This window comes from Planococcus sp. APC 3900, assembly GCF_030407735.1.
Lineage (GTDB): Bacteria > Bacillota > Bacilli > Bacillales_A > Planococcaceae > Planococcus > Planococcus notacanthi.
In genome coordinates, this window is sequence record NZ_JASDCT010000014.1 from 1 (window position 1) to 25,309 (window position 25,309).

Annotated in this window: 26 protein-coding genes and 1 other annotated feature; of the genes, 1 reads left to right on the forward strand and 25 read right to left on the reverse strand. The window is 44.5% G+C overall.

From position 1 onward, the window contains the following. From QMA04_RS17670 to QMA04_RS17680, 3 genes are all read right to left on the reverse strand, one after another. Positions 1-581, reverse strand: a 581-nt coding sequence (locus QMA04_RS17670) for a hypothetical protein (protein WP_290187227.1), incomplete at its 3' end; no start/stop codon positions are given. A 119-nt stretch (positions 582-700) separates the two neighbouring features. Next, positions 701-1,789 carry a M42 family metallopeptidase gene (locus tag QMA04_RS17675; protein WP_290187228.1) on the reverse strand — a complete coding sequence of 363 codons (1,089 nt, stop codon included), beginning with the start codon at positions 1,787-1,789 and terminating at the stop codon, positions 701-703. Positions 1,790-1,865: 76 nt separating this feature from the next. After that, positions 1,866-2,351: a dUTP diphosphatase gene (locus QMA04_RS17680; RefSeq protein WP_290187229.1), complete on the reverse strand. Its 486-nt coding sequence runs from the start codon at positions 2,349-2,351 to the stop codon at positions 1,866-1,868. 97 nt (positions 2,352-2,448) lie between these two features. On the opposite strand from QMA04_RS17680, the gene QMA04_RS17685 reads away from it, so the two are divergent. Continuing rightward, complete coding sequence (locus QMA04_RS17685) at positions 2,449-2,835, forward strand: sigma-w pathway protein ysdB (RefSeq protein ID WP_290187230.1); 387 nt, start codon at positions 2,449-2,451, stop codon at positions 2,833-2,835. A 3-nt stretch (positions 2,836-2,838) separates the two neighbouring features. Here QMA04_RS17685 and QMA04_RS17690 read toward each other — a convergent pair whose 3' ends face one another. From QMA04_RS17690 to QMA04_RS17795, 22 genes are all read right to left on the reverse strand, one after another. Further along, positions 2,839-3,123 carry a DUF1294 domain-containing protein gene (locus tag QMA04_RS17690; protein WP_290187231.1) on the reverse strand — a complete coding sequence of 95 codons (285 nt, stop codon included), beginning with the start codon at positions 3,121-3,123 and terminating at the stop codon, positions 2,839-2,841. Positions 3,124-3,375: 252 nt separating this feature from the next. Then, positions 3,376-3,735: a 50S ribosomal protein L20 gene (rplT, locus tag QMA04_RS17695; protein ID WP_146557605.1), complete on the reverse strand. Its 360-nt coding sequence runs from the start codon at positions 3,733-3,735 to the stop codon at positions 3,376-3,378. Between the two features lie 166 nt (positions 3,736-3,901). After that, complete coding sequence (gene rpmI, locus QMA04_RS17700; protein WP_191716023.1) at positions 3,902-4,102, reverse strand: 50S ribosomal protein L35; 201 nt, start codon at positions 4,100-4,102, stop codon at positions 3,902-3,904. Between the two features lie 27 nt (positions 4,103-4,129). After that, complete coding sequence (infC, locus tag QMA04_RS17705) at positions 4,130-4,636, reverse strand: translation initiation factor IF-3 (protein ID WP_191716076.1); 507 nt, start codon at positions 4,634-4,636, stop codon at positions 4,130-4,132. Positions 4,637-4,719: 83 nt separating this feature from the next. After that, positions 4,720-4,860: a sequence feature (ribosomal protein L20 leader region), on the reverse strand. A 57-nt stretch (positions 4,861-4,917) separates the two neighbouring features. After that, complete coding sequence (gene thrS / locus QMA04_RS17710) at positions 4,918-6,846, reverse strand: threonine--tRNA ligase (protein WP_191716024.1); 1,929 nt, start codon at positions 6,844-6,846, stop codon at positions 4,918-4,920. A gap of 483 nt (positions 6,847-7,329) precedes the next feature. Next, entirely contained in the window at positions 7,330-8,265 is a 936-nt protein-coding gene (dnaI, locus tag QMA04_RS17715) for a primosomal protein DnaI (RefSeq protein ID WP_191716025.1), read from the reverse strand. After that, positions 8,266-9,648, reverse strand: coding sequence for a replication initiation and membrane attachment family protein (locus tag QMA04_RS17720; RefSeq protein WP_191716026.1), 1,383 nt, complete (start codon positions 9,646-9,648; stop codon positions 8,266-8,268). It lies immediately after the preceding gene. Between the two features lie 11 nt (positions 9,649-9,659). Beyond that, a complete protein-coding gene (gene nrdR, locus QMA04_RS17725; protein ID WP_191716027.1) occupies positions 9,660-10,136 on the reverse strand; it encodes a transcriptional regulator NrdR in 477 nt (158 codons plus the stop codon). A gap of 113 nt (positions 10,137-10,249) precedes the next feature. Further along, on the reverse strand, positions 10,250-10,633 hold the full coding sequence (gene speD, locus QMA04_RS17730; RefSeq protein WP_191716028.1) for an adenosylmethionine decarboxylase: 384 nt from the start codon (positions 10,631-10,633) through the stop codon (positions 10,250-10,252). 316 nt (positions 10,634-10,949) lie between these two features. Continuing rightward, the gene (locus QMA04_RS17735) at positions 10,950-11,969 is read right to left on the reverse strand and encodes a glyceraldehyde-3-phosphate dehydrogenase (protein ID WP_191716029.1); all 1,020 of its coding nucleotides are present in this window, start codon (positions 11,967-11,969) and stop codon (positions 10,950-10,952) included. A gap of 101 nt (positions 11,970-12,070) precedes the next feature. Then, positions 12,071-12,676 (reverse strand): dephospho-CoA kinase, encoded by a 606-nt coding sequence (gene coaE / locus QMA04_RS17740; RefSeq protein WP_191716077.1) that lies wholly within the window; start codon positions 12,674-12,676, stop codon positions 12,071-12,073. A 9-nt stretch (positions 12,677-12,685) separates the two neighbouring features. Further along, positions 12,686-13,555 carry a bifunctional DNA-formamidopyrimidine glycosylase/DNA-(apurinic or apyrimidinic site) lyase gene (mutM, locus tag QMA04_RS17745; RefSeq protein ID WP_191716030.1) on the reverse strand — a complete coding sequence of 290 codons (870 nt, stop codon included), beginning with the start codon at positions 13,553-13,555 and terminating at the stop codon, positions 12,686-12,688. Positions 13,556-13,570: 15 nt separating this feature from the next. Then, entirely contained in the window at positions 13,571-16,207 is a 2,637-nt protein-coding gene (gene polA / locus QMA04_RS17750) for a DNA polymerase I (RefSeq protein WP_290187232.1), read from the reverse strand. A 66-nt stretch (positions 16,208-16,273) separates the two neighbouring features. Further along, positions 16,274-17,245, reverse strand: coding sequence for a protease modulator HflC (hflC, locus tag QMA04_RS17755; protein WP_191716032.1), 972 nt, complete (start codon positions 17,243-17,245; stop codon positions 16,274-16,276). Then, positions 17,245-18,213, reverse strand: coding sequence for an FtsH protease activity modulator HflK (gene hflK / locus QMA04_RS17760; RefSeq protein ID WP_191716033.1), 969 nt, complete (start codon positions 18,211-18,213; stop codon positions 17,245-17,247). The genes hflC and hflK overlap by 1 nt, the downstream gene beginning before the upstream one ends. A gap of 169 nt (positions 18,214-18,382) precedes the next feature. Next, positions 18,383-19,600: a carboxylate--amine ligase gene (locus QMA04_RS17765; RefSeq protein ID WP_191716034.1), complete on the reverse strand. Its 1,218-nt coding sequence runs from the start codon at positions 19,598-19,600 to the stop codon at positions 18,383-18,385. A gap of 14 nt (positions 19,601-19,614) precedes the next feature. Continuing rightward, entirely contained in the window at positions 19,615-21,012 is a 1,398-nt protein-coding gene (gene pnpS / locus QMA04_RS17770; protein ID WP_191716035.1) for a two-component system histidine kinase PnpS, read from the reverse strand. After that, on the reverse strand, positions 21,009-21,716 hold the full coding sequence (locus QMA04_RS17775) for a response regulator transcription factor (protein ID WP_191716036.1): 708 nt from the start codon (positions 21,714-21,716) through the stop codon (positions 21,009-21,011). The genes pnpS and QMA04_RS17775 overlap by 4 nt, the downstream gene beginning before the upstream one ends. Before the next feature lie 83 nt (positions 21,717-21,799). After that, positions 21,800-22,237: a MaoC family dehydratase gene (locus QMA04_RS17780; protein WP_290187233.1), complete on the reverse strand. Its 438-nt coding sequence runs from the start codon at positions 22,235-22,237 to the stop codon at positions 21,800-21,802. Positions 22,238-22,394: 157 nt separating this feature from the next. Beyond that, entirely contained in the window at positions 22,395-23,333 is a 939-nt protein-coding gene (gene mdh / locus QMA04_RS17785; RefSeq protein WP_191716038.1) for a malate dehydrogenase, read from the reverse strand. 327 nt (positions 23,334-23,660) lie between these two features. After that, positions 23,661-24,929, reverse strand: a complete 1,269-nt coding sequence (gene icd, locus QMA04_RS17790) for an NADP-dependent isocitrate dehydrogenase (RefSeq protein ID WP_191716039.1) — start codon at positions 24,927-24,929, stop codon at positions 23,661-23,663. 94 nt (positions 24,930-25,023) lie between these two features. Then, positions 25,024-25,309, reverse strand: a 286-nt coding sequence (locus tag QMA04_RS17795) for a citrate/2-methylcitrate synthase (protein ID WP_290185804.1), incomplete at its 5' end; no start/stop codon positions are given.

Consider the following 25,309-nt stretch of genomic DNA (forward strand, 5'->3'; position numbering starts at 1 on the left):
ATAGGAAGGGTATTAGAAATAATCATACTTAAATATAAGCTTTCTATATTTCCTAAAGCTTCGTCCTCGAATGGCGTTAAAAATAATGAATAGCCTATTGAAAATGCAACGTCTGGCGCTATAAATATTAGAACTATACTTAAACAAGTCAGAAATATAATCCCTTTGTTAAATAAACTTTCTTCTTCCGCTAACTCTTTAATTTTTTTAATAATGGAATAGATATTCCGGCAAACATACACTACTGCTATTAAAGAAATTATCCAACTTATGATAACTATCAATACAACTGAATTCGAGTAGATAGATTTCTCTAATATAAAGACACTAACTAATATAAACATAATAATAATTAACGCTTGGAACCACGGTGCAAATATTCTATAAAGGGCCCAGTCCGTTAAACTATCAATTTTTTTATTACTAGTAACTACATCTATGTATATTAGAAATAATAACAAAAGAAAAAGTGTAACTATACTAAACAAAAACTCATCAATGGTATAGAGTGGTTTCGAAATAGAGACATAAACAATCAAAAATAATTTAAACCAGTCTTTTTGAAGTAATGATATTTGCATAATCTCCTCCAAATAACGTAAATGCCTTCCAACTTTTCAGTTAGAAGGCATTTATAATAGTAGTTTTAATTATTTCATAAGCTAAAGTATAACTTTAAATCAAATATTTTTTCAAACCATTATTCAAATGTAATGCGCGCGACTGTGTCTTTATCCAATTTTTTTATCACTTCGATGATCAGCTTCACTGCATTTTCATAATCATCACGGTGCAGGATCCCTGCGTGCGAGTGGATGTAGCGTGTTGCTACACCAATGGCAAGCGCCGGCACGCCGTTTGCTGTCAAATGGATCGAGCCTGCATCGGTTCCGCCGCCGGCAATCGTTTCGAACTGATATGGAATGCCTGCTTCTTCAGCTGTGTCTACGACTAATTCGCGCAAGCCACGATGGGAAACCATCGAAGCATCGAACAGCAACAATTGCGGGCCATCGCCCATCTTGCTGTTGGATTCTTTGCTGGTAATACCCGGCGTATCGCCGGCAATACCGACGTCCACAGCAAATCCGATATCCGGCTGTATTTGGGCAGTCGCTGTTTTAGCGCCGCGCAAGCCGATTTCTTCCTGCACCGTGCCCACTCCGTAAACGACGTTCGGGTGGTCGACGCCTTTCAAGCCTTTCAAGACGTCAATAGCGATTGCACAACCAATACGGTTGTCCCATGCTTTTGCCATCAACAGTTTTTCATTGTTCATTACAGTGAACTCGAAATACGGAGTGACCATGTCGCCAGGAGTTACGCCCCACTCTTTCACTTCTTCGCGCGAAGACGCGCCGATATCAATGAACATATCTTTGATTTCGACAGGTTTCTTGCGCGCTTCCAGTGACAGGATATGCGGCGGTTTCGAGCCGATGACACCTGTGATTTCCTTGCCGCTGCGAGTGGTAATCGTAACGCGCTGCGCCAGCATGACTTGTGACCACCAGCCGCCTACCGGTTGGAACTTCAAGAAGCCTTTTTCATCGATTTGTGTAATCATGAATCCGACTTCGTCCAAATGGCCAGCTACCATGATCTTAGGTCCGTCAGCCAGTCCTTCTTTTTTCGCAATCAAACTTCCCAAGCCATCTGTTTCAATCGAGTCGGCAAATGGTGCTATGTATTTTTTCATGACTTCACGCGATTGGCGCTCATTTCCAGGAATGCCGTTCGCATCCGTCAATTCTTTTAACATCAATTGTGTTTCATCTAGTTTAGACATTATTTCGACCTCCTAAGTAATTCATTGCTTTCCCATTATAATGCAATTCTAGCCAGTTATCAAAACATTCATTCTTTCAGTAGCCGTTATTCTGGCGATCGTAATTGGTTTTATTCTTTTGGATATAAGCTTCGAGTACTTCCTCGTAACTAAATTCCAACGCCAACGCCAATCCGCCATAACAGCTCCAAATCTCCATGAAATTGGACATCGAATAATTTTCCAGAAACTCTTGAATCGCTCGTTGAGTCAGCAAAAACAGCTCCGTCAAATCCGTTTCCGCTACGGGCTCTGGCCACTTCTTTAAGGTATTCAAATCCTTCTCAATACCGAGTGACAGCAAGAAATGAATCGAGTCAACGTATTCCTCTAAAATGACCGACCGCTCAGAAGGTCCTTTGGTACTCCAAAATTTGAAGCAGCGCGTTTCATTCGCCAGTTCAGCTAACTCCACTAATAAAGCCAAACCTTTCTTTCTGAAAACGTCTTCGTTGATTTCCTGATTCGATTGGATAAATCGGTCCAATTCTTCCTGCATTTTGAATAGTTCATGCAAATTCATAAAAATCTCCCCTTTTAATAGAATAAATCTTGAAACCAAACTACTTTTGATTCGTATATAAGACAGATAGGACTATGTAACTTAGGAGGTAATTCAGATGGCTTTTCTCATACGCCTCATTGTACTGGCATTGATTATCTACTTATTCTATCGATTGATCCGTTTTATTGTAGATCCGAAAAGAAAATTAGACTCCACCCTCGAATCTGGCACTTATTATTTCCTTGATGATGTAAAAAATGTACAAAAAAACTTTTTCATTGCCTTTCGCGGTGTGTTGTTCGAAGGCGAAAAATATCTTGGTACTACTGAAAATGCATTCGAAGTGGTTTCCATATTTGTGTGGGTAGAAAATCCCGACAAATTGCAGGGCTTCACGAAAGAGGATTTCCATTTCCTCGAAAAAGAGATCTTAATGAATTATCCCGAAGCCCGCATCAATTGGAAAAATCCGATTGAACAGTTAATGAAGCAAAACCAATGAGCATTATGCCCAGCCATTAAAAAATTTCAGGTAGCACCAGATTAAAATGGCAGCATTCAGCATGGCAAGCATCAAAAAACCGACACGGAAATTGGTGTGTTTGGTTTTGTGGCGAAATGCCATCATGCCAAGATAAGCGCCGATGCCTCCGCCAAAAATGGCAACAGTCCACAGGTTCTTTTCAGGAATCCGTTGTCCGCGCCGTTGAGCCTGGTGTTTGTCGACCTTCATCATAATGAAAGCCATGATGGTCAAAATCGCGAAATACGCAGCAATAATCAAGAACATAAGGTTTTCCTCCATAAGAAAAGACTGACGAAAATTCGTCAGTCTTTTTTATTGTTCGCTAAACGCCTGAGCATTGCAGCTTTCTAGTTGTGTGATGTCTATGGACCGCTTGGTCAGGCGCTTACGCTTTTATTACTCTAGCTTCAATGACCTGCTCCTCGGGACATAAGCCGCCCTTCCTGTGCGGCAAAAAGCGCCGCTTCGGAAGTTCATCTTATGCCTGTCGGAGCATAACGGTCATTTCAGCATTTATTACTTAGCTACTGCTTGCTTCGCTTGGTCAACCAATGCTGTGAATGCAGCTGCATCAGATACAGCGATTTCAGCTAGCATTTTGCGGTTGATGTCGATGCCTGCAACTTTCAATCCGTGCATAAGACGGCTGTATGAAATGTCATTCATGCGAGCTGCTGCGTTGATACGTGTGATCCATAGTTTACGGAAATCACGTTTTTTGTTGCGACGGTCACGGTAAGCATAGTTACCTGACTTCATTACCTGTTGGTTTGCTACTTTGAAAAGGATGTGCTTTGCACCATAATAACCTTTTGCTAATTTAATGACCTTTTTACGACGCTGGCGCGTCACTGTTCCACCTTTTACGCGTGGCATATCACATTACCTCCTGCTGAATATATAAAATTCGATTTTTTGTTGCTTGTCTAGACTTCAGCACCCAGTTCTCGGAATCATAAGCTAAAGCAGCTGTGCGGCAATAAGCACCGCTTCGCCTCTTCGTCTTATGCCCATCGAATCTATACGGGCGCTTACGCTTTTCTTATTTCATGTTATAGATTAATGATTTGATGCGTTTCAAGTCGCCTGAAGAAACTAATTTCCCTTTGCGAAGTTTACGCTTTTGCTTAGTTGATTTGTTTGCAAATAAGTGGCTAGTGTGTGAGCTGTTGCGTCTTACTTTACCAGTACCCGTTTTTTTGAAACGTTTAGACGCACCTCTATGGCTTTTCATTTTCGGCATTTCGAATTCCTCCTAAACAATGATCTCTTATTCTTTTTCGTTGACTGGTGCAAGCATCAAGAACATGCTGCGACCATCCATTTTAGGGCGCTGTTCAACCGTTGCAACTTCTTTGCACGCTTCTGCGAAACGTTCAAGAACACGTTGTCCGATTTCTTTGTGCGTAATTGCACGGCCTTTAAAACGAATAGAAGCTTTCACTTTGTCGCCTTTTTCAAGGAACTTGATCGCGTTGCGAAGTTTCGTGTTGAAATCGTGATCGTCAATTGAAGGGCTTAAGCGAACTTCTTTGACGACTATCACTTTCTGATTTTTACGGATTTCACGATCTTTCTTTTGCTGCTCGAACTTGAATTTACCATGGTCCATGATACGAGCAACCGGCGGCTTAGCTTGAGGAGCCACAAGAACAAGATCCAAGTTGACACGAGCTGCAATTTCAAGTGCTTCGTTACGTGTTTTGATGCCAAGTTGTTCACCGTTTTGATCAATAACTCGCAACTCACGTGCACGAATACCGTCATTTACATTAATGTCTTTGCTAATAGTAATCCACCTCCGGATAGTGTCGCGAATAGCTTAAATGTGTGAACCGGCCGAACCGGTTTACAGGGTTCCGATCAAAACAAAAGCGGGTGAACCACAGAGGTCCACCCGCAAATATGACAACACGCTTCTTTCTGCGTGTAAAAGTCAATCGTGTATACCTGCCAACAATCGGTCGATCAGGTGAGAAGCGGGTGCTCCTGCTTGCACATATAAGTATTCTATAACCTTAACTATAATATCACGTGCCTTTGGACCTGTCAACCCTTCTAGCGAAGTTCGCTTTGAACCAGTTTCACGAAGTCTTCAAATGGCATGCTTTCAGATTTCTGCTCCCCGTATTTGCGGACGTTGACAGAACCGGCTTCCAATTCCTTGTCTCCGATGACCAGCATATAAGGAACTTTCTGCATTTGCGCTTCGCGGATCTTATAGCCCAGCTTTTCATCGCGCTCATCAATGTCCACACGGATCTTGTGATTCTGCAGTTTTTCTTGCAGTTCTTTTGTATAAGCACTGTGTGCATCAAGCGATACTGGAATCAATTCCACCTGGACTGGTGCTAGCCAAGTCGGGAATGCCCCTTTGTATTCTTCAATCAGGAATGCCACAAAACGCTCCATAGTCGAAACGACTCCACGGTGGATTACGACCGGACGGTGCTGTTTGCCATCTTCGCCGATATACGACAAGTCAAAGCGTTCCGGCAGAAGGAAATCAAGCTGGACAGTCGACAATGTTTCTTCTTTGCCAAGCGCCGTTTTCACTTGAACATCCACTTTCGGTCCGTAGAATGCCGCTTCGCCTTCTACTTCGATATAATCGATTTCCAGTTCGTCCATTGCTTCTTTCAGCATGGCTTGTGCGCGGTTCCACATAGCATCATCGTCAAAGTATTTTTCTTTGTCAGCCGGATCGCGGTAGGACAAACGGAATGAATAATCCTTGATGTCGAAATCTTTATAGACTTCCACCACCAAATTAACAACACGCTTGAATTCTTCTTTGATCTGGTCTGGACGGACGAAGATGTGTGCATCGTTCAATGTCATGCCGCGGACACGCTGCAATCCAGACAAAGCACCTGACATTTCGTAGCGGTGCATCAAGCCAAGTTCCGCAATACGGACCGGCATTTGGCGGTATGAATGAATGCCTTGTTTGAAAATCATCATATGATGCGGGCAGTTCATTGGACGCAGCACCAATTCCTCGTTATCCATTTTCATGACCGGGAACATATCATCCTGGTAATGATCCCAGTGGCCGCTCGTTTTATACAGCTCCACGCTTCCCATTACCGGAGTATAAACGTGGTCATAGCCCAGACGTTCTTCTTTGTCGACAATATATCGTTCGATGATGCGGCGGATTGTCGCCCCTTTAGGAAGCCACATCGGCAAGCCTTGCCCAACTTTCTGGGAATTCATGAACAAATCCAGTTCTTTCCCTATTTTGCGATGGTCACGTTCTTTCGCTTCCTCCAGCATAGCCAAATGCGCTTTCAGGTCTTCTTTCTTGAAGAATGCAGTTCCGTAGATGCGCTGAAGCATTTTGTTGTCGCTGTTCCCTCTCCAATAAGCTCCGGCAACACTCAATAATTTGAACTCTTTCAGTTTTCCTGTCGAAGGCACGTGAATGCCTCGGCACAAGTCAAAAAAGTCGCCTTGTTCGTAGATGGATACTTGATCGCCTTCTGGAATTGCTTCAAGCAGCTCCAATTTGTAAGGATCTTCAATTGCCGCAAAACGTTCTTGAGCTTCTGCACGAGTTACGTCCTGGCGGATGATTTCGAAGTTCTCGTTGATCAGTTGCTTCATTTCTTTTTCAATCAATGGCAAGTCTTCTGAAGTGATGGCTGTCTCTGTATCGATATCGTAATAAAAACCGTTTTCGATGACCGGACCTACACCGAGTTTTGCATCCGGATACATCCGTTTGATTGCTTGTGCCAATAAGTGAGCAGTACTGTGACGCAAAATTTCCAATGCCTCATCCGATTCTGGTGTGATGATGGCGATGTCTCCATCTTCCTTCAACGGTGCACGCAAATCGACTAGTTTGTCGCCTACTTTGCCGGCCAACGCTTTTTTGCGTAATCCCGGACTGATTGATTGTGCAATTTCCTCAGTAGTTGTGCCCTGTTCAAACTCTTTTACTGCTCCATCAGGGAATTTCAGTTGAATCATGTCTGCCATGCCAATCTCTCCTTTTATATGTTCTGCCGGAAATGCCTTGCCACAGGGTCTGGCTTGGTATTCCCGCTTTTCTTTGTCCAGCTTCAGCGGCTAAAGCCGCTTCGGCAGCTCACCTTAAGCCTTATGGCTCTACACAGCCGCTTCCACCTTTCTTTTTTTCCACGCAAAAAAGCTCCATCCCAAAAGGGACGAAGCTTTAGTTCGTGGTTCCACCCTTCTTCTATTCGATACGGACAGATCCGTTCGAATGAAGCTCTGCATCGGCTAACGGGCCGGTACCGTCAGCTGCTACTGATAAAAACGTTCACAGCTGCTGCTCGAAGGTGGTAAATGGGATTGCCGGTACTTAAGAAGCTTACAGCCTGGGCTTCTCTCTCTGAAAGTCGTACAATTCCACTATTGTCCTTGTCTGCGCATGTAAAATCTTTGCTTGATTGTCTTTACTATAAACCGAAATGGGCTAAAACGCAATACTTCCAGCGGTTAATTCCGGCGATTAAGACCTTCCAGCTTCACTGGCTTGGTCAAGGCACGAATCCGCTCCATGACGCGTGCAGCTTTTAAATCTTCTTTTTCTCCGCGCTGTGAGTAAGTCAGATGATGTTCCAACTCCGAATAACTAAAGTTCGATGACATGAAAGTCGGGAGTTTTTCAGCCATCCGGTAATGGAGAATCGTTCCGAGCACTTCATCGCGCGTCCAGCTCGACATCGCTTCTGCTCCGATATCATCGAGCATCAGGACATCGGCCTTTTTGACGTAGTCGACTTTCTCCTGCAAGGTCTGGTCACCGATTGCTTGTTTCATTTCCCGCATGAATTCAGGGACGAACACCAATACCGTTTTGACATTCAGTTCGGCCAGTTCGTTGGCGGCTGCGCTCAATAAATACGATTTGCCGATGCCGAATTGACCGTACAAATACAAGCCTTTTTCAGGCAGGCTGCCAGGCCCAGTCACCTGATCCAGAAATTCCCCGACAGCCATCAACGCTTCCATCCGGCTTTCGTCTGCATCAAATTTATCCAATGTCGCCTGCATGACTTCTTTCGGCATGTACATGCTGTGAATCAGTGAAGAGGCATGGCGTTTGTTGTCTGCGGCTTCTTTCAAACGGCATTTGGTGTAAGAGATGCCGATGGTGCCGCGCTCCAATACCAGATTCGGTTCGAAACCTTTCAAATGGTTGATGCATGCATCTACACTTGGGCATTTATTGCAGTCATGGGACTGATCAATATATTCATATAACTTCCCAAGCCCTCTATCAATGGTGGAATCATCTATTTCGTCTGCATGGTCTTCCCGGAATTTTTGGACCCCGGGATGGGCCAGCACTTCTTTGCGCATGTCGTTGTATCGCTCAGAGAAAGCAGGCGCATTGACTACACGTTTCAATGTTTCACGAATCGGTTCCATTTAACCACCTTTTCCTTTCTTCAGCGCAAGTTTCGCAAGAAGTTTTTGTTTTTCCACTTCCAGGCTATCGTTTTTCGGTCCGGTCTTGACGACACGTGCCTGATCCTTATTATGGAACCATTCCGGCAGCTTTTCTTCACGCAGCGGTTTTCGGTTTCCGTTGCCTGTAAACGGCTTGGCAACTGTCGTAGGCGAGCCTTCTGATTTCCACTTCATATACTGCATATGTTCGACGCGAGCCAGTTCCATCGCTTCTTTTGCCGTAGTAACATTTTTGCGCAGCCAATGCGAAGCGATTTTTTCCACGTACGCTTTTGTCAGTTTCATATCAGTACGCAAGAGTACATACTGGAGCAGCACATTGACGACAGCCGGCTTCATGCCATGGGTTACCACCAACTGATTGGCCAGCTGGACATCTGCCGGCAGCGGTTCGTTGCCATCAGCGATGTCGCGGAGCACTTGAATCGGTGGCGCCGTTTCCAAATAGGCCAGCAATTCGTCCTGTTTGGTTTTCGGAACTTCCTCTCCTTCTGTTTCCGGCAGTTTCGGAGTTTCCTTCTGCATTTGGACGAGCTGAGGAGCAGTAGTGGAAACTGTCAATTTATAGTACTCGGATGCTGCTCGTTTCAGCCCCTCCACCGTCAAACGGTAATCGTCTTCAATCGCCAGCAAAACCACTTTTTGCATTTCCAATGGCCCCCATCCATAAAGATAAGCCAGTTTGGAAATGAACTCTCTGATGACAGCGGTCAAAACTCGCCGAGGCACCAGCTGTTCTGACAGTCCTTGGCGAAGCAAAGTAAAATCAAACTCGAAATCAGATTCGTATCCACCTTTTTTCCGTTCCTGCAAATCCTGCTGTGCCGGAGGATATCCTGCTTTCGCATGGACAGGCTGGAAAATATCCGTGAACGTCCGCGACACTTCGTCAAAATCCGAAGGGATTTCATTGTGCACAAGAAAACGATCGCGTACACGGCGATAAGACGTTTCACCGATTTTGCTGAATAGGAACATCGACAACAAAGGATCCATAAAAAAGGTTTTCGGGTCTAACGGCGGACATAACTCATAGATAAAGCAGCGGTCATCCGTGTTTTTCCGATAAGTCTTCAGCAAACCGATCGCTTCCAATTGAATTCTTGCTTCAAAAATTTTCGCGATGGGGTTTCCCAATGTATTCATCAGCGTGTAATGCGTTGCCTCTTCCTTAGCGCCTTCTGCTTCCGCCCACAGCGTCAAATACAACGCGATGGCTTCCGCTCCAATCATCGGCTGATACAGCATCGTCAACAATTGCCGGTCATAATTTGAGAACGGGTACGGCAAGCGGATCCGATACGGATCAGCAGCTTGTAATTCTTTATAATACGCAGTCATAAGTCACCGCCTTATTCGCTTTTCTTATCTTCCGGACTTTTATTGAGCAAATCCTTCAGTTCGTCGATAAAGACTGTAATGTCTTTGAATTGGCGGTAAACAGAGGCGAAGCGCACATATGCCACTTCATCGATTGTTGCCAGCCGGTTCATGACCAATTCACCGACTTCTTCGGATTTCACTTCCGGGTTGCCTGCTCGGCGCAGGTCTTTCTCGATCGTAAAGACGACTTCTTCCAATACTTCCAAAGATACCGGCCGTTTTTCGCAAGCACGAATTAAGCCCCGCAATACTTTTTCACGGCTGAACTCTTCACGTGACCCATCTTTTTTGACGACAATCAGCGGCATTTCTTCGACTTTTTCGAAAGTGGTAAAGCGGTAACCGCATGACTCACATTCTCTGCGCCTTCTGATTGACTTCATTTCATCGATTGGCCGTGAATCGACAACACGTGTGCCGTTATGTTGGCAAGCTGGACATTTCATTTCGACATCTCCCTAACTTCTCTATCTAGTGTATCTAGTATAACAAAAATTCATTGGGAAAATAGAAAAAGCAGAGGATTTTGTCCCCTGCTTAGTGTTTTTTGTTAAATGGATTATACAGTTACTGAAACTTTGGATTTCTCAACACTGACTGGACCCATACCGCGCGGAATTTCGACAAGCTCACTTGAGGTTGACCCTAGCGCTTCTGCGATATATTTCGCTGCAATAGTTGGATCTAAATCGCCGCAAGTATAAACATCTACACTTGCATAGCCGTGTTCCGGGAAGCTGTGGATGGTTAAGTGAGATTCAGAGATGATCACAACTCCGCTGACACCTTGTGGCGCGAATTTATGAAAAGCTACCTCTCTTACTTCAGCTCCAGATTTGAGTGCAGCATCAACAAAAGTTTGTTCGATAAAATCCATATCGTTTAATTTGTCAAAATCACACTGCCAAAGTTCTGCAATTACGTGACGTCCCATTGTTTCCATGGTTCGTTTTCCCCCTTTGATATCATTTTGTTTTTTGCGCAAAATATTCAAAGTTGACTACCACGGGGGAAAGTTAGTCCAAAGAGGTCCTAACCCTTTAAGCAGTCATGTGAATAAAAATCTTACGCTCCTAATTCCGAGGTACATGATGGAAATTCAGAAGTGGTAGTCGTTTTTCAACTACGATTCATAGTATAAAACGGATTTATCGCAATTGCAATAATAATATCTTTTGGATATTGAAAAACTTTCATTAAATTTTCCATAAAAAAACCCCGTTTCTCCAGACGTTCTGGAAGAAACGGGATGTAAGACCTTATTTAGATACCAGTACCATAGCCTGAGCAACTTTTTTGGTCAAATCGATGACACGTGCTGAATAGCCCCATTCGTTATCATACCATGCCAGAACTTTCACTTTCCGGTCACCAATGACCATTGTCGACAAACCGTCTATAATCGCTGAACTAGGATTGCTGTTGAAGTCGACAGAAACCAACGGCTCCATCGTTAAGCTTAAAATTCCAGCTAAACCATTTTCAGATGCTTCGACAAAAGCCTGATTGACTTCTTCGATGGTCACTCCTGTCTCCAGGTCAACTACCAAATCCACAAGAGATACATTCGGTGTCGGTACACGCAATGCCATACCATGAAGTTTGCCCTGTAATTCAGGCAATACTAATGATAACGCTTTCGCAGCACCTGTAGAAGTTGGAATGATGGATTGTGCACATGCCCGTGCCCGGCGAAGATCTTTATGCGGGTTATCTAAGTTCTGCTGGTCATTTGTGTAAGAGTGGATTGTCGTCATCAAACCGTTTTCGATGCCAAATTTGTCATGGAGCACTTTGACAACAGGCGCAAGACAGTTTGTTGTGCAGCTTGCATTGGAGATGATGTCATGTTGGTCGATATCCAACTTTTCATCGTTGACGCCCATAACGATCGTGATATCCTCTTTTTTGCCAGGTGCCGTCAAAATGACTTTCTTAGCTCCTGCTTCTAAATGCTGAGCCGCTTTCTCGCGTGAATTGAATTTGCCTGTCGCTTCAATGACAATATCAATGCCCATTTCTTTCCATGGCAGATTCAAAGGATTGCGTTCGCTTACCAATTGAACACGTTTCCCGTTAACAATTAATGCATCCTCTTCTGAAGATACGTCACCTGCGAAGGTGCCGTGATTTGTGTCATACTTAATCAAATGCGCCAGGGTTTCAGCTGGATGAGTGGCGTTGACTGCCGTAATTGTGACATCGTCCATCATTATCGCCTGTCTGAAAACCATACGGCCAATACGGCCAAATCCGTTAATTGCAATAGAAACTGTCATGTGGGAGTCCTCCGTTTATAATTAAGTTATACTGATGTTTTTAATTTCTTATATAGTATAACACAATTAACCATTTAGAGAACCTTAAAAACCACATATCTCTATTCTTTTTCTGGACTCGCTTTCCAGTTATCCAAAATTCTGTTCAATTGCCATTTTGTTTCATCCAATGTTCCATTATTGTATATAACCGCATCCGCACCATCTTCTTTCACCGACATCGGCAATTGTGAACTGATGCGAGCCCGTGCCTCTTTTTCCGTAAAGCCGTTTCGCTCCACCAACCGGTTGAATTGATTTTCTTCTGTTACGCTGACGACCAGAATTTTATCCACCAGATGCTGAAGGCGGCTTTCAAACAACAAGGGAATGTCCATAACGATGGTCTTATATCCTTCTGTCATGTAATCATGGCGCTGCTGAAGCATTTCCTGGCGGATGGCCGGGTGGATTATGTCATTCAGGATTTTCCTCTTGGCGGGATCGTTGAAAATGATTTCCCCCACTTTTGGCCGGTCCATCGTTCCATCTTCCCGAATTACCTCCGGACCGAATGCCTGTTCAATTTGTTCGAGTGTATCGGAACCTGGTTCTACAACCTGACGCGCAACAAGGTCCGCATCAATAATCGGATATCCAGAGTTTTTCAGCATTTCCGATACCGTGCTTTTTCCACTGGCAATACTGCCTGTCAATCCAATGATCATCATCCATCCTCATTTCTGGCAAGCGGGACAGTAAACCGATGCCCGCCCGCCTATTTTCAAGGTTTTTGTCATCGTTCCACATACCATGCATTGTTTTTTTCCATACATGCCAAAACGGTTTTGCATGCTGCCCGATTCGCCGTTGATGTTGCGGTAATCCGAAATGGTACTGCCTCCTGCTTCAATGCTTTCCAGTAAAACGGCCACAATGGCTTCGAATAGTTCCACTTTGCGTTTTTTGCTGATCCGGCTGGCAGCCCGTTTCGGGTGAATTTTCATTTTAAAAAGCGCTTCAGTAGCATAAATGTTGCCGCAGCCAGAAATGACCTGGCCATCCATGATCACTTCTTTGATGGCCTTGTTCCGGTATTTTGGGCTTTCCGCCATCAAAAGGAAATGATCGAGGGCGACTGCTTCAAAAGGCTCTGGTGCCATCAGCAGCAAGGGCGGAAAATCCGCCTCTTCCTGCAATACCCTCATTTCCCCGAAGCGGCGGATATCAGAAAACGCCAGTAAATTGCCATCGCTTAATGTTAGGACCACATGGACATGCCGCCGGAATTTGTCTTCAGGAATGGACTGCAGCTGGTCGACATAAAACCAGGCTCCCGACATCCCCAAATGATTGACCAATAAAAATTCGTTTTCATTTCGCAATGTAAAATAAATGTATTTGCTGCGCCGTTCGACACGGATGATTTGTGCACCGACCAGGCTATCGATAAACCGGTCAGCTTCCATCCGTTTAATGATCGCTTCTTTGCCGTTCGTTTTCGACACACGGATGGTGTCTGAAACTTCTACTGCTTCAATCTTTTTTCCAATAGAGACGGGGCGGATCTGCCGAACGACACCTTCCACTTCCGGAAGTTCAGGCATATCGTTGCCCTCCTGTCATTTAGTGTCGTACCAAGTGTCGCCTTGTGCAATGTCGACTTTTAATGGAACGCTCAGCTTCACTGCATTTTCCATTATTTCAGGCACCAATTTCATGAGTTTGTCCACTTCTTCCGGCGGTGCTTCAAAAATCAATTCATCATGCACTTGCAGCAACATGCGCGTTTGCATATCTTCACGCTCTAATGCGGCATCCATATCGATCATAGCTTTTTTGATGATGTCTGCTGCACTGCCTTGAATCGGTGTATTCATTGCCGTCCGCTCAGCAAAACTGCGCAAATTGAAATTCGAGCTGGTAATGTCCGGCAAGTAACGCCGGCGGTTCATCAAAGTCGTCACAAACCCATCCCGCTTGGCATCTGCAACAATAGTAGTCATATACGTCTTAACGCCAGGGAAGCTTTCGAAATAACGCTCGATAAATGCTGCCGCTTCTTTCCGGGTGATGTTCAGGTTCTGTGACAGGCCATAATCGCTGATGCCGTAGACAATTCCGAAGTTGACGGCTTTTGCCGCTCTTCGCATATCGCCGGTAACTTGTTCTTCAGGCACGTGGAAAACATCGCTTGCTGTCGTCGTATGGATATCGCGATCGTCTTTAAATGCCTGAACCAATCGCTCATCTTCCGACATATCCGCCAATACTCGTAATTCAATCTGCGAATAATCGGCGGCCACCATCACCCAGCCCGGTTCGGATGGAACAAAGGCTTTGCGGATCTTGCGTCCTTCTTCCAGGCGCACAGGAATGTTCTGCAGATTCGGATTGGTGGAACTGAGGCGTCCCGTTGTCGTCAGTGCTTGCTGGAAGCGTGTATGGACTTTGCCGTCTTTATGGATTTCTTTCAATAAACCTTCTATATAAGTAGACAACAACTTGCCTAATTGGCGGTACAACAAGATATGGGAAATAATTTCATGCTGGCCTTCCAGTTTCTCCAGGACGTCCGCTGCTGTTGAATAGCCTGTCTTCGTTTTCTTCAACGCCGGCAATCCCAAATGCTCAAACAGGACTACACCCAGTTGCTTCGGTGAATTGATATTGAATTCCTGTCCAGCCAGACTGTAAATGTCCGACTCGATTTTCTCCAGCTTATGGGACAATTCCTTGCCCATTTCGGATAATTGGTTGCGGTCGACCATGACGCCCAATGATTCCATTTGGCCAAGAACAGTCGCTAGCGGCAATTCCAGTTTGTCATACAAATCAAATTGCTCGTTTTCTTCCAGCTTGTCTACGACCAACGGACGCACTTTCCAAATGGTCCGTGCTTTTCTGGCGATATGCTCGTGTAGAATTGAATCTTCCGGCACTTTCTTCTTAGCGCCTTTTCCGTAAATCTGTTCATTGGTGGAAACATCTGTATAGCCATACTCTTGCACAATGCTCGCCATATCCGTGTAAGTGAGCGAAGGATTGACGATGTAAGCGCCCAGCATCAAATCGAAATCGACGCCTTTCAGCTCAATGCCACAGCGCAAAAATGCTGCGGTTGCGGCTTTCGAATCCGCCATGAATTTTTTCTTCGATGGATCTTTGAACCAATCACGGAATTCCTTCGACTGCTCCACAACCTCCATGGGAATCACATACGTTTCCGTGTCAGTCGCCAGAGAGACCCCAAGCAAATCACAGCTATGGTAATGCTCATCATACAATTCCAGGTGAACCGCCATTTCATCCTTCAGAATAGCCGGATCCACAGTTGACAGCACTTCGAATGTCAATTCTTCTTTGACGGTTTCTTCAGCTGTATAATCCATTTTCTCCAATAAGGATTTAAACGCCAGTTCATTCCAAACTTTCACCAATTCATCCTGGTCCGGTCCTGCATAGCTTAATTCCTCGATGCTGATGTCAATCGGTGCATTGCGTTCGATGGTAGCCAGTTGTTTGCTGATATAGGCAAGATCTTCATTGGCAACCAACTTTTCCTTCATTTTTCCTTTTTGCTGTTCAATGGCTTCATAGACGCCTTCAACCGATCCATGGGCTGCCAACAATTTCAACGCCGTTTTTTCACCGACACCCGGCACACCCGGAATATTATCTGAAGAGTCGCCCATCAGCCCTTTCATGTCGATGATTTGAAGAGGTGTCAGTCCATACTTTTCTTTAATATGTTCTACTGTATATTTCTCAATATCGGTGATGCCTTTTCGGGTGATGTAAACGGTTGTCGACGGCGAAGCCAATTGCGTCAAATCTTTATCTCCTGAAATGACCACTACTTCGTCGCCTTCCCGCTCCGCTTCCAAGCTCAAGGTACCGATAATATCATCCGCTTCGTAATTCTCCAAGTCATAGCGTTTGATCCGGTACGCATCGATCAATTTTTTCAAATAAGGAAATTGTTCCGATAACTCAGGCGGCGTCTTTTGCCGTCCGCCTTTGTATTCGCTGAACGTCTTATGCCGGAAAGTCGTTTTCCCCGCGTCAAAAGCTACGATCATATGTGTCGGCTTTTCTTCCTCCAATACCCGTTGAAGCATCATGGTAAATCCGTATACTGCATTCGTATGGATGCCATTTTCATTGGTCAACAGCGGCAAGGCGAAAAACGCACGATACGCCAAGCTGTTCCCATCTAATAAAAGTATTTTCTTTGCCACAAAATTACCCCTTTCCATAAAAAAAGCCGTCATTCCCTTTATTTTACCACGCGGGCAAATAGAAGAGAAATGACGGCCTTGGCCTTATTCGAAATTACCGGATAGAATATCCGCATATGGAGAATCCGACGGCAGAATAATCACTGTGTCATCACCAATTGTTTTCTTATAGGATTCCAATGAACGGTACAGTTCATAGAATTCGGGATCTTTCGAGAATGATTGGTTATAGATTTTCGCAGCTTCCGACTCACCTTCAGCCTGGATCAATGCCGCTTCCTTACGTGCCGTCGCAATTACTTCCTGCGCTTCCCGATCAGCTTGTGCTTCGATTTCACGTTTTTTCGCATCGCCTTGTGACAAATAGTCCTGAGCGGTGGAATCACGTTCTGAAATCATCCGCGTGTACACGGACTGCTCATTTTCTTCAGGCAGATCCGTACGCTTGATGCGGACATCCATCACTCGGATGCCGTATTGATCTTTTTCCAGCAGCTCATTGACTTTAGCAGTGACATTATCGTTCAGGCTACCGCGGGACGAATTTTCATCATTGATGATTTCATCGTAATTCAATTGCCCAAGTTCTGTCCGTACCACTGAATAAATGAATTCTTCCATCCGGCTTTCTGCATTGACGATCGTCCCGGCATTTGAAATAAGATCAAGCGGATTCACTACGTGCCAAACTGCATAATTATCAATAATGATGCGTTTTTTGTCTTTGGTGTTGATTTCCGCTTCGGACACGTCATAAGTCATTTGGTAGTTCGGCAAAGTCGTAACACTTTGGATAAAAGGGATTTTCATTTTGATGCCAGGCTCTTCCTGGATTTTTACAACTTCCCCAAACTGGCGGACAACCCGGTATTCACTTTCCTTCACCACATAAACGTTCGTCAAAACGATAAGCAGCACAGCGAAAGCGATTGTCAGACCGGCTATCAACTTCCAGTATTTTTTGAAATCAATGGGATCTTTCGGTTCTTTTTTCTTTTTCGGTTTTGCATAAGGGTTGTATTTTTTCACTTCATCTAAGGGTTTATTCGGTTCCATTAATTGCCGCCCCCTTCTTCTTCCGTTTCAGCCGCGGGCGGAACTGCTGTCTGCAGCCCATCCAGCGGCAAGTACTTCATGGTCCCGCCATCGTCGTTCATAATGTACAGTTTCGCATTTGGCAGAACGGATTCCAGCGTTTCCATGACGATCCGCTGTTTCGTCACTTCGGGATTGTTGTCATATTCCAGATACAGCTTATCGAATAAAGCCACATCCCCTGTTGCCTGTTGGACACGAGCAACTTTTTCACCTTCTGCACGTGAATTGATGGCGGCTTTTTCGCCCAACGCTTCGTTGCGTTTTTGGTTTTCATACTTCTTCGCTTCATTGATTTTCGTATTCATCGTTTCTCGGGCATCGGTTACATTTGTAAATGCCGCGCGCACTTCTTCGTTCGGCAGCTCGACGTCCTGCAGTTTGACTGCCAGAACCGTGATGCCGATATCGTATTTCTCAATCAATGAGGCGAGCAAATCGCGGGTTTCGGCTTCAATTTCGGCCTTTCCGGATGTCAGGGCATCATCGATCAATGAACTGCCGATGATGGAGCGGATGGAAGCAGAGGTTGCATCGTGCAAAATGTCCTGTGGCGCTTCCGCATTAAACAAGTATTTTTTAGGGTCCGTGATTTTCCACTGGACTACCAAGTCAGTTAAGACGATGTTTTCGTCTCCTGTAATCATCTTGGTTTCCTTATCGAAAGCCACAATCTCCCCTTCAGCGTTCTGGTTATAGCCGAATTGCAGGCTATACGTTTCTTTGGAGAGGATTTCCGCTTTTTGAATTGGCCAAGGCAATTTGAAATGCAGTCCGGCCTCTGTATTGGTTTCATTTGCTACACCAAATGTAACAATGACTGCCTGTTCGGATTCATCTACTGTATACCAGGAAGTAAAGACTGCAATAAGCAGAAGTATTCCCACAATAGACAAACCGATCACCGACAACAACTTTTTCGTCGACATGATAAGTCCCCCTTTTTCTTGTTATCTGTAATACGGAATAATTGTAAAATAGTTTCATAAAAATAGAAAAAGAGCCCGGGGAAGGACTCTTTTTCCAATTATGCGGTTGAAGGGGGTTCTATTAAACCTTACCATCCGACTGTGAAGCTGGTGTTAAGTTACTGTAAAATTACCATTGATTGTTTTTGTACTTTTTATAGTAATTCACTTGCCGTGCCAGCAAATAGAGCTTGCGCTTTAAATGCTTGTCTTTTTTGTAGAACAAAGGATTGCCGTACTGGCCTTTCTTAATCAGGCGCTTGATGTCTTTGAGAACTGCTTTGTTATCTACGAAATTGCGCAGGACAGCTTTCGGCACAACCGTAAACAGGAAATCCTCGTTCAGATATGTCACCGGCTTGTCCGCCCGATAAATCAGGTCATCGACAAAATACTCAGCCATATTATGGCCAAGAGCGGTCACATAATAGCTTGAACGGCCCTGTCGAATGTTTACTTCGAACACTTTGAATTTTTTGTCACGTGCATCGTATTTCAAATCGAAATTCGCAAAACCGGTATAACCGACAGCTTCCAGGAAATTCTGCAGCTTGACCATCATTTCTTTATCGAAACGTGTAATCAATGCGGTATAATTCCCGATGGCCGTAACAGTATGCTCCTGCAAAACTACTTGAGCAAATGTCACCAACTGCGTCTTACCTTTTGAATTCGCATAAATAACCGAATCCCACATGAAAGTGTCGTCTCCCGGGATATAATCCTGGATGATCAATTCGTCGCTATAACCGCTTGCTTTGATTTGCTGGATGACGTTGTGCATCTCTTTCGGGCTATCGACTTTATAGACTTTCTGCTGCCCTTCAAACTTGTTTCGGCTGTATTCGATCCCGTTGCTCGGCTTGATGATGATTGGGTACATCATTTCTTCCTCGAACGGTTCAGCTGATTTGCAGTCATAGAAAAATGTCGTTGGCGTTTCGATGCCATGCACTTTACACAATTCATAGAAATTCGCTTTGACCTGCAGCTGGTTCATCAAATCTTCCGTAATATAATTGAAGACATAGTGCTCGCGCAAAATTTTTGCGTTTTCGATAATCAACCGAACATACAGGTCATTGGTTCCGATCAGCAAAAGCGTTTTTCCAGGTGCTCGGTACTTTTCGGCAATATCAATTAAGATATCGGCAAACTGGGAATCTTCCGCCAATCCAGAGCGCAATTCGATCGTTTCGGTAATTGTGCTCAATGAAGTAAATGATAACGGTTCTTTACCGACTAAAATCGGCTTGATGCCATATGCTTCGTGAAAAGAAATGGCCATATTATAGGCATTCATGTCTGTGCCGATGATGATTGGCAAAAATGGGTGTTTGGTTTCCATACTTTCCTCCTAAATTAACTAGCCAATGGCAAATAAATGGTGAATGTCGTGCCGACGCCAACTTCACTGTCGACTTCCACTTTTCCATGATGCGCCTCGATTAAATGTTTGACAATGGAGAGACCCAGACCGGTGCCGCCTGAATTGCGGCTGCGTGCACGGTCAACACGGTAAAAACGCTCAAATAAACGGCCGATTTCTGAGCTTTCAATACCGATTCCTTGGTCTGCCACTTGAATGACGGCTTGCTCGCCTTTAACGAAAAGCCGGATATTGATTTCTGTATTGGCACTAGAATATGTAACAGCATTGATCAATAGATTCATGATCACTTGAATTAACCGGTTAGCGTCACCGAATACAGTGGCCGGCCTTACATCCAGCTTTAAGCGGATCGATTTTTCATCAAGTTTCGGTTGAATCATTTCGACTGCCCGTTTAATGACCGCTTTCATATCCGTCGGCTGGGCTTTGACGTCAAATCCACTTTGTTCAACTCTTGATAAGTCCAACAAGTCATTAATGAGCATCTCCAGCCGGTTGCTTTCGGTATGGACAATTTCCAGAAACGACAATAACGTTTCTGTATCCTTATAGGCACCATCAAGCAGCGTCTCTGAAAATCCTTTAATGGAAGTGACCGGCGTCCGAAGTTCATGGGAAACGTTTGCGACAAAATCTTTGCGGATCTGTTCCAACCGCTTCAGTTCCGTAATATCATGGAAGACAATTACAATGCCAAGCCAGCGCTGATGTTCTCCGATTACCGGTGCCCCGTATACGTTTAAATTTTTTAAGGTTAACCCCGACATAAATTCAATTTGGGCACGGGAATGGGTTTCCGTCATGAACACATCTTCAATAAAGCTTTCCAATTCTATTGGGATTCGAAGCTCTTTGTAGAACTTGCCCATGACATGATCGGGAGCCAAATCGAATTCTTCCAGAAATGGTTTATTGACAAGTGAAATGCCTCCTTGCCGATCAATCATGATCAACGCGCTGCCCATATTTTCAATCAGTGTTTTCAACCGTTCCTGTTCCATGATACGGACTGCTGTAATTTCCTGCAAATTTCGCGCTAGTACATTGATGGTCCGGCTTAATCCAACACTGCTTTGTGCATTTGATTCAGATGCACGTGCCCGGTAATTTCCTTTTACCAATTCCATAGCCGTCTCTGTGGCATTTTCAATCGGTTTAATATGGACATCGATGATTCTGCTGCCCACGATGCCTGAAAACACCAAAGCTGCCGCAAATGCCAAAAATAAGACAAGCCAGATATTCGAATTATCCTCAGTACCTTCGTAGAATTGCAGTATCTGAAGCACGATCATAAACAGACCCGTAAGCATCGTTCCAATCCACACCAGCAAGGTGAGCAACAGCCGATGCCGAAAAGATTTCATGAGCTTTTCGGCTCCTCAAACTTATAGCCCAATCCCCTGATCGTTTTGATGAAGGTCGGTTTCCGGCTGTTTTCTTCTATTTTATCGCGCAAATGGCTGATATGGACGTCAACAATGCGAGTATCTCCTGCAAAATCATATTTCCAAACAGCACTCAGCAACTGATCCCGTGTTAACACACGATTTTTATTTTCCATCAAATAGACCAGAAGCTCAAATTCTTTAGGCGTAAATTCCAACTGCTCCTTATTGAGAAATACTTCGAATCGATCAGGATAAACATCCAATTTTCCGAGAGAAATCGGTGCGGATGAATCCTGTTGCGGAGTCGGGACATTGTTCGCTCTTCTCAACACCGCTTTAATGCGCGCAACTACTTCTCTTGGACTGAACGGTTTGGTCATGTAATCGTCCGCTCCCAATTCCAGACCCAAGACTTTGTCGAACTCATCACCTTTTGCCGTCAACATAATAATCGGTGTATTGATTTTTTGCTGGCGCAGCGATTTACAGACTTCTACACCGTCCATGGATGGAAGCATGAGATCCAAGACAATCAAAGATGGATTTTCGCTCAGAGCCAAATCGTAGCCCTGTTTGCCATCGTTGGCGATAATAGTTTCAAAACCCGCTTGGACAAGGTTATAGGATAATAAGGTGGCAATTGAATGTTCATCTTCAATGATCAATATTTTCTTCAGCATTTTACATCCTCCACACTCAGTTTGAAACCCCCATCTCAAACCGCGTCAGAAATTATCTATTGCATAAGTTGTTACTTGTTCCCCTATTGCGGTGGGTTAGCTGTGATTTGACCTTGAACCACGACATCCCCGTGTTCATCGCTTCCTTGAACTTGGATGACAACCCCATTATGCTTGATATCCACTTCGGTGACTTCCAATAAAAAATCAATCGTCGCGTAATGGTGGACGGGTTTTAAAAACTTCAGCTGCTGTCCGGTAATATACGAACCGGGGCCCGGTATATATTTGGAAACCGCTGATGTAAGAATGCCCGTCAACATAATATTCGGCACCACAGGCTTTTCAAAAGCGGTTTGCGCCGCAAAATCGTGTTGAATATACAGCGGATTGCTGTCATTAGTCAAACCCAGATAAAGAAGAAGATCTTTGTCTTCAATTTTTTCTGTCAGTTTCAGTTTTTCTCCGATTTTGATGTCTTCTACTCGCCGGCCTAATTTCCGCTTTTTCCCAAGCAACAAATAACATCCCTCCAATTAACTTGATACTCTTATAGTATCAAGTTAATCAATGAAAGTGCAAGCGCCCAAGGTACCGGGAACATTTGAATGCAGAGGGCTGCCGATTTTTAAGGACAGAAAAACGGACAGGAGTTCCCCTGTCCGCTTCGCACATTGCCTATGCCAATACTTTCATGACCGCTTTAACCGAATTGGCTGACTGGTTCAACAATGTTTTTTCTTCTTCATTCAAATCAATTTCAATTATTTTTTCAATGCCGCCCGCACCCAAAATGGTTGGCACACCTAAGTAGATGCCATTCAATCCATACTCGCCTTCCAAATAAGCGATGGACGGCAGGATGCGGCGCTGGTCTTTGATGATGGCCTCTGCCATTTCAACCAGTGATGCGGCAGGTGCGTAATAAGCTGAACCATTCCCCAACAGATTGACGATTTCAGCTCCGCCTTTGCGCGTGCGCTCCACAATTTCATCTAAGCGCTCTTTTGCAATCATCGACTCCAGTGGGATTCCACCAGCATAAGAATACCTCACAAGCGGTACCATGTCATCACCATGTCCTCCTAGCACGAATCCAGTCACATCTTTGACTGAAATGTTCAATTCTTCAGCTACGAACGTGCGGAAACGTGCGGAATCCAAGACGCCCGATTGTCCGATAACACGTTCTTTCGGAAAGCCGGATGCCTGGAAAACCGTGTACGTCATGGCATCAACAGGATTTGTCAGAACGATGATTGTCGTCTCCGGAGAGTACTTCACAATATCCGCTGTAACAGCTTTCATGACTTTCTGGTTGGTTTGGACCAAATCATCCCGGCTCATGCCAGGTTTACGGGCAATCCCAGCTGTGATGATGACCAGATCTGAATCCTTGGTATCTTCGTAATTGGATGTGCCTGATACGCGGGCATCGAATCCTTGTACAGGACCAGCCTCCGCCATATCCAAAGCCTTTCCTTTTGCCGGATTTTCCATCGGAGGAATATCAACCAACACGACATCTCCCAGCTCTTTTTGAGCCAATAGGAATGCCGTTGTCGCCCCGGTGAAGCCAGAACCAATCACTGAAATCTTTTTACGCTTGAATGTCATGAACGATCTCTCCTTTAACAGTAGTTGAGTTGAAATAAAACATCTTCTTCCCGTGGCAGCTGCTGCCGCTTTGGGTACAGCGAAGCCAGTTGCTCCTAAGCAAGCAGCGCGCGTCGCTATAATAATTTAGTAAGAAAGATGTATGTTTTCTTTCTTTACCCTAAAGGAATTGGACCAAAACAGCGGACATCCCAAAAGGAGCATGACAGCCTGTTAACAAATGGCCAGCAGTGAAAACCGACAAACGTTCTGGTGAATATTTATCAGAAATAATTGCGACAAAAAAAGGAGGGGAAAATCCTCCTCCTTTTTGCTTGTCATTTACTCTTATAGGTTTTTGATCAATTCATCAGCAAACTCAGAGCATTTCACTTCTGTAGCGCCGTCCATTAGACGAGCAAAGTCATAAGTTACAACTTTAGAAGCAATTGTTTTCTCCATAGAGTTTGTGATCATTTTAGCAGCTTCTCCCCATCCTAGGTGTTCAAGCATCAATACACCTGAAAGGATAACTGAAGAAGGGTTTACTTTATCAAGGCCAGCATATTTAGGAGCTGTTCCGTGAGTTGCTTCGAAAATCGCATGTCCAGTATCATAGTTGATGTTCGCTCCAGGAGCAATACCAATTCCGCCTACTTGAGCAGCCAAAGCATCAGAGATGTAATCTCCGTTCAAGTTCATTGTTGCAACAACATCGAACTCGCTTGGGCGTGTAAGGATTTGTTGAAGGAAGATATCAGCGATTGAATCTTTAACAAGGATTTTACCTGAAGCAAGTGCTTCTTCCTGTGCTTTGTTCGCAGCGTCTGTACCTTTTTCATCTTTAATTGCATCATATTCGTTCCATGTAAATACTTTATCGCCGAATTCTTGTTCAGCCACTTCATAGCCCCAGTTTTTGAAAGCTCCTTCAGTGAACTTCATGATGTTACCTTTGTGAACTAGTGTCAATGATTCGCGGCCTTCAGAAATTGCATAGTTGATTGCAGCGCGCACTAAACGTTTTGTTCCATCTTCTGAAATCGGTTTGATGCCGATACCTGAAGACTCAGGGAAACGGATGTTTTTAACGCCCATTTCATCCTGTAGGAATGAAATCAATTTTTTCACTTCATCTGAACCGTTAGCGTATTCGATACCAGCATAGATATCTTCAGTGTTTTCGCGGAAAATAACCATGTCCGTGTCTTCAGGACGTTTTACCGGTGAAGGTACGCCGTCGAAGTAACGAACTGGACGCAAGCAAGTGTACAAATCAAGTTCCTGGCGAAGTGCTACGTTCAATGAACGGATACCGCCGCCGATTGGCGTAGTAAGAGGTCCTTTGATAGCGATCAAGTACTCACGGATTACTTCAAGAGTTTCTTCAGGAAGCCATTCTCCTGTTTCGTCGAATGCTTTTTGTCCTGCAAGAACTTCTTTCCAGACAATTGATTTTTCACCGTTATAAGCTTTTGTTACTGCTTCTTCTAAAACGCGTGAAGCTGCATTCCAGATATCCGGTCCTGTTCCGTCACCGATAATATAAGGGATTACTGCGTTATTTGGAACATTCAAGACACCGTTTTCTACTGAAATTTTTTCGCCGTTAGTCATTTGTAATTTCCTCCTGTGGTCAAAGTCATAGGGCTGCACAAAGAGTGCTAGCCCTATGAGTTATATTTTTTTGTGGATCTGAAATGAATACTCCTTAGCGTTCTTCAACCGGTACATACGTCTGCATGCCAGGCCCGATGTATTCCGCACGCGGGCGGATCAGGCGGTTGTTTGAGTACTGCTCAAGGATATGTGCCAGCCAGCCCGATGTGCGGGAAACCGCAAAGATCGGCGTGAACAGGTCATGTTCGATGTTCAGGCTGTGGTAAACCGATGCCGAGTAGAAATCGACGTTCGGCGGCAGGTTCTTCTGGCCAGTAACGATTTCGTGGATCTTCACGGACATGTCGTACCATTTTTCTTCGCCGCGGATCTGCGTT

Excerpts from the sequence above, each read along its gene's own strand:
- QMA04_RS17675 (WP_290187228.1), bottom strand. The coding sequence starts at position 1,789 with ATGTCTAAACTAGATGAAACACAATTGATGTTAAAAGAATTGACGGAT.
- QMA04_RS17680 (WP_290187229.1), bottom strand. The coding sequence starts at position 2,351 with ATGAATTTGCATGAACTATTCAAAATGCAGGAAGAATTGGACCGATTT.
- QMA04_RS17685 (WP_290187230.1), top strand. The coding sequence starts at position 2,449 with ATGGCTTTTCTCATACGCCTCATTGTACTGGCATTGATTATCTACTTA.
- QMA04_RS17690 (WP_290187231.1), bottom strand. The coding sequence starts at position 3,123 with ATGTTCTTGATTATTGCTGCGTATTTCGCGATTTTGACCATCATGGCT.
- rplT (WP_146557605.1), bottom strand. The coding sequence starts at position 3,735 with ATGCCACGCGTAAAAGGTGGAACAGTGACGCGCCAGCGTCGTAAAAAG.
- rpmI (WP_191716023.1), bottom strand. The coding sequence starts at position 4,102 with ATGCCGAAAATGAAAAGCCATAGAGGTGCGTCTAAACGTTTCAAAAAA.
- thrS (WP_191716024.1), bottom strand. The coding sequence starts at position 6,846 with ATGGCAGACATGATTCAACTGAAATTCCCTGATGGAGCAGTAAAAGAG.
- dnaI (WP_191716025.1), bottom strand. The coding sequence starts at position 8,265 with ATGGAACCGATTCGTGAAACATTGAAACGTGTAGTCAATGCGCCTGCT.
- QMA04_RS17720 (WP_191716026.1), bottom strand. The coding sequence starts at position 9,648 with ATGACTGCGTATTATAAAGAATTACAAGCTGCTGATCCGTATCGGATC.
- nrdR (WP_191716027.1), bottom strand. The coding sequence starts at position 10,136 with ATGAAATGTCCAGCTTGCCAACATAACGGCACACGTGTTGTCGATTCA.
- speD (WP_191716028.1), bottom strand. The coding sequence starts at position 10,633 with ATGGAAACAATGGGACGTCACGTAATTGCAGAACTTTGGCAGTGTGAT.
- QMA04_RS17735 (WP_191716029.1), bottom strand. The coding sequence starts at position 11,969 with ATGACAGTTTCTATTGCAATTAACGGATTTGGCCGTATTGGCCGTATG.
- coaE (WP_191716077.1), bottom strand. The coding sequence starts at position 12,676 with ATGATCATTGGATTGACAGGCAGTATTGCCAGTGGAAAAAGCACGGTA.
- mutM (WP_191716030.1), bottom strand. The coding sequence starts at position 13,555 with ATGCCTGAACTTCCGGAAGTGGAAGGTGTCGTTCGGCAGATCCGCCCC.
- polA (WP_290187232.1), bottom strand. The coding sequence starts at position 16,207 with ATGGAAAGGGGTAATTTTGTGGCAAAGAAAATACTTTTATTAGATGGG.
- hflC (WP_191716032.1), bottom strand. The coding sequence starts at position 17,245 with ATGGAACCGAATAAACCCTTAGATGAAGTGAAAAAATACAACCCTTAT.
- hflK (WP_191716033.1), bottom strand. The coding sequence starts at position 18,213 with ATGTCGACGAAAAAGTTGTTGTCGGTGATCGGTTTGTCTATTGTGGGA.
- QMA04_RS17765 (WP_191716034.1), bottom strand. The coding sequence starts at position 19,600 with ATGGAAACCAAACACCCATTTTTGCCAATCATCATCGGCACAGACATG.
- pnpS (WP_191716035.1), bottom strand. The coding sequence starts at position 21,012 with ATGAAATCTTTTCGGCATCGGCTGTTGCTCACCTTGCTGGTGTGGATT.
- QMA04_RS17775 (WP_191716036.1), bottom strand. The coding sequence starts at position 21,716 with ATGCTGAAGAAAATATTGATCATTGAAGATGAACATTCAATTGCCACC.
- mdh (WP_191716038.1), bottom strand. The coding sequence starts at position 23,333 with ATGACATTCAAGCGTAAAAAGATTTCAGTGATTGGTTCTGGCTTCACC.
- icd (WP_191716039.1), bottom strand. The coding sequence starts at position 24,929 with ATGACTAACGGCGAAAAAATTTCAGTAGAAAACGGTGTCTTGAATGTT.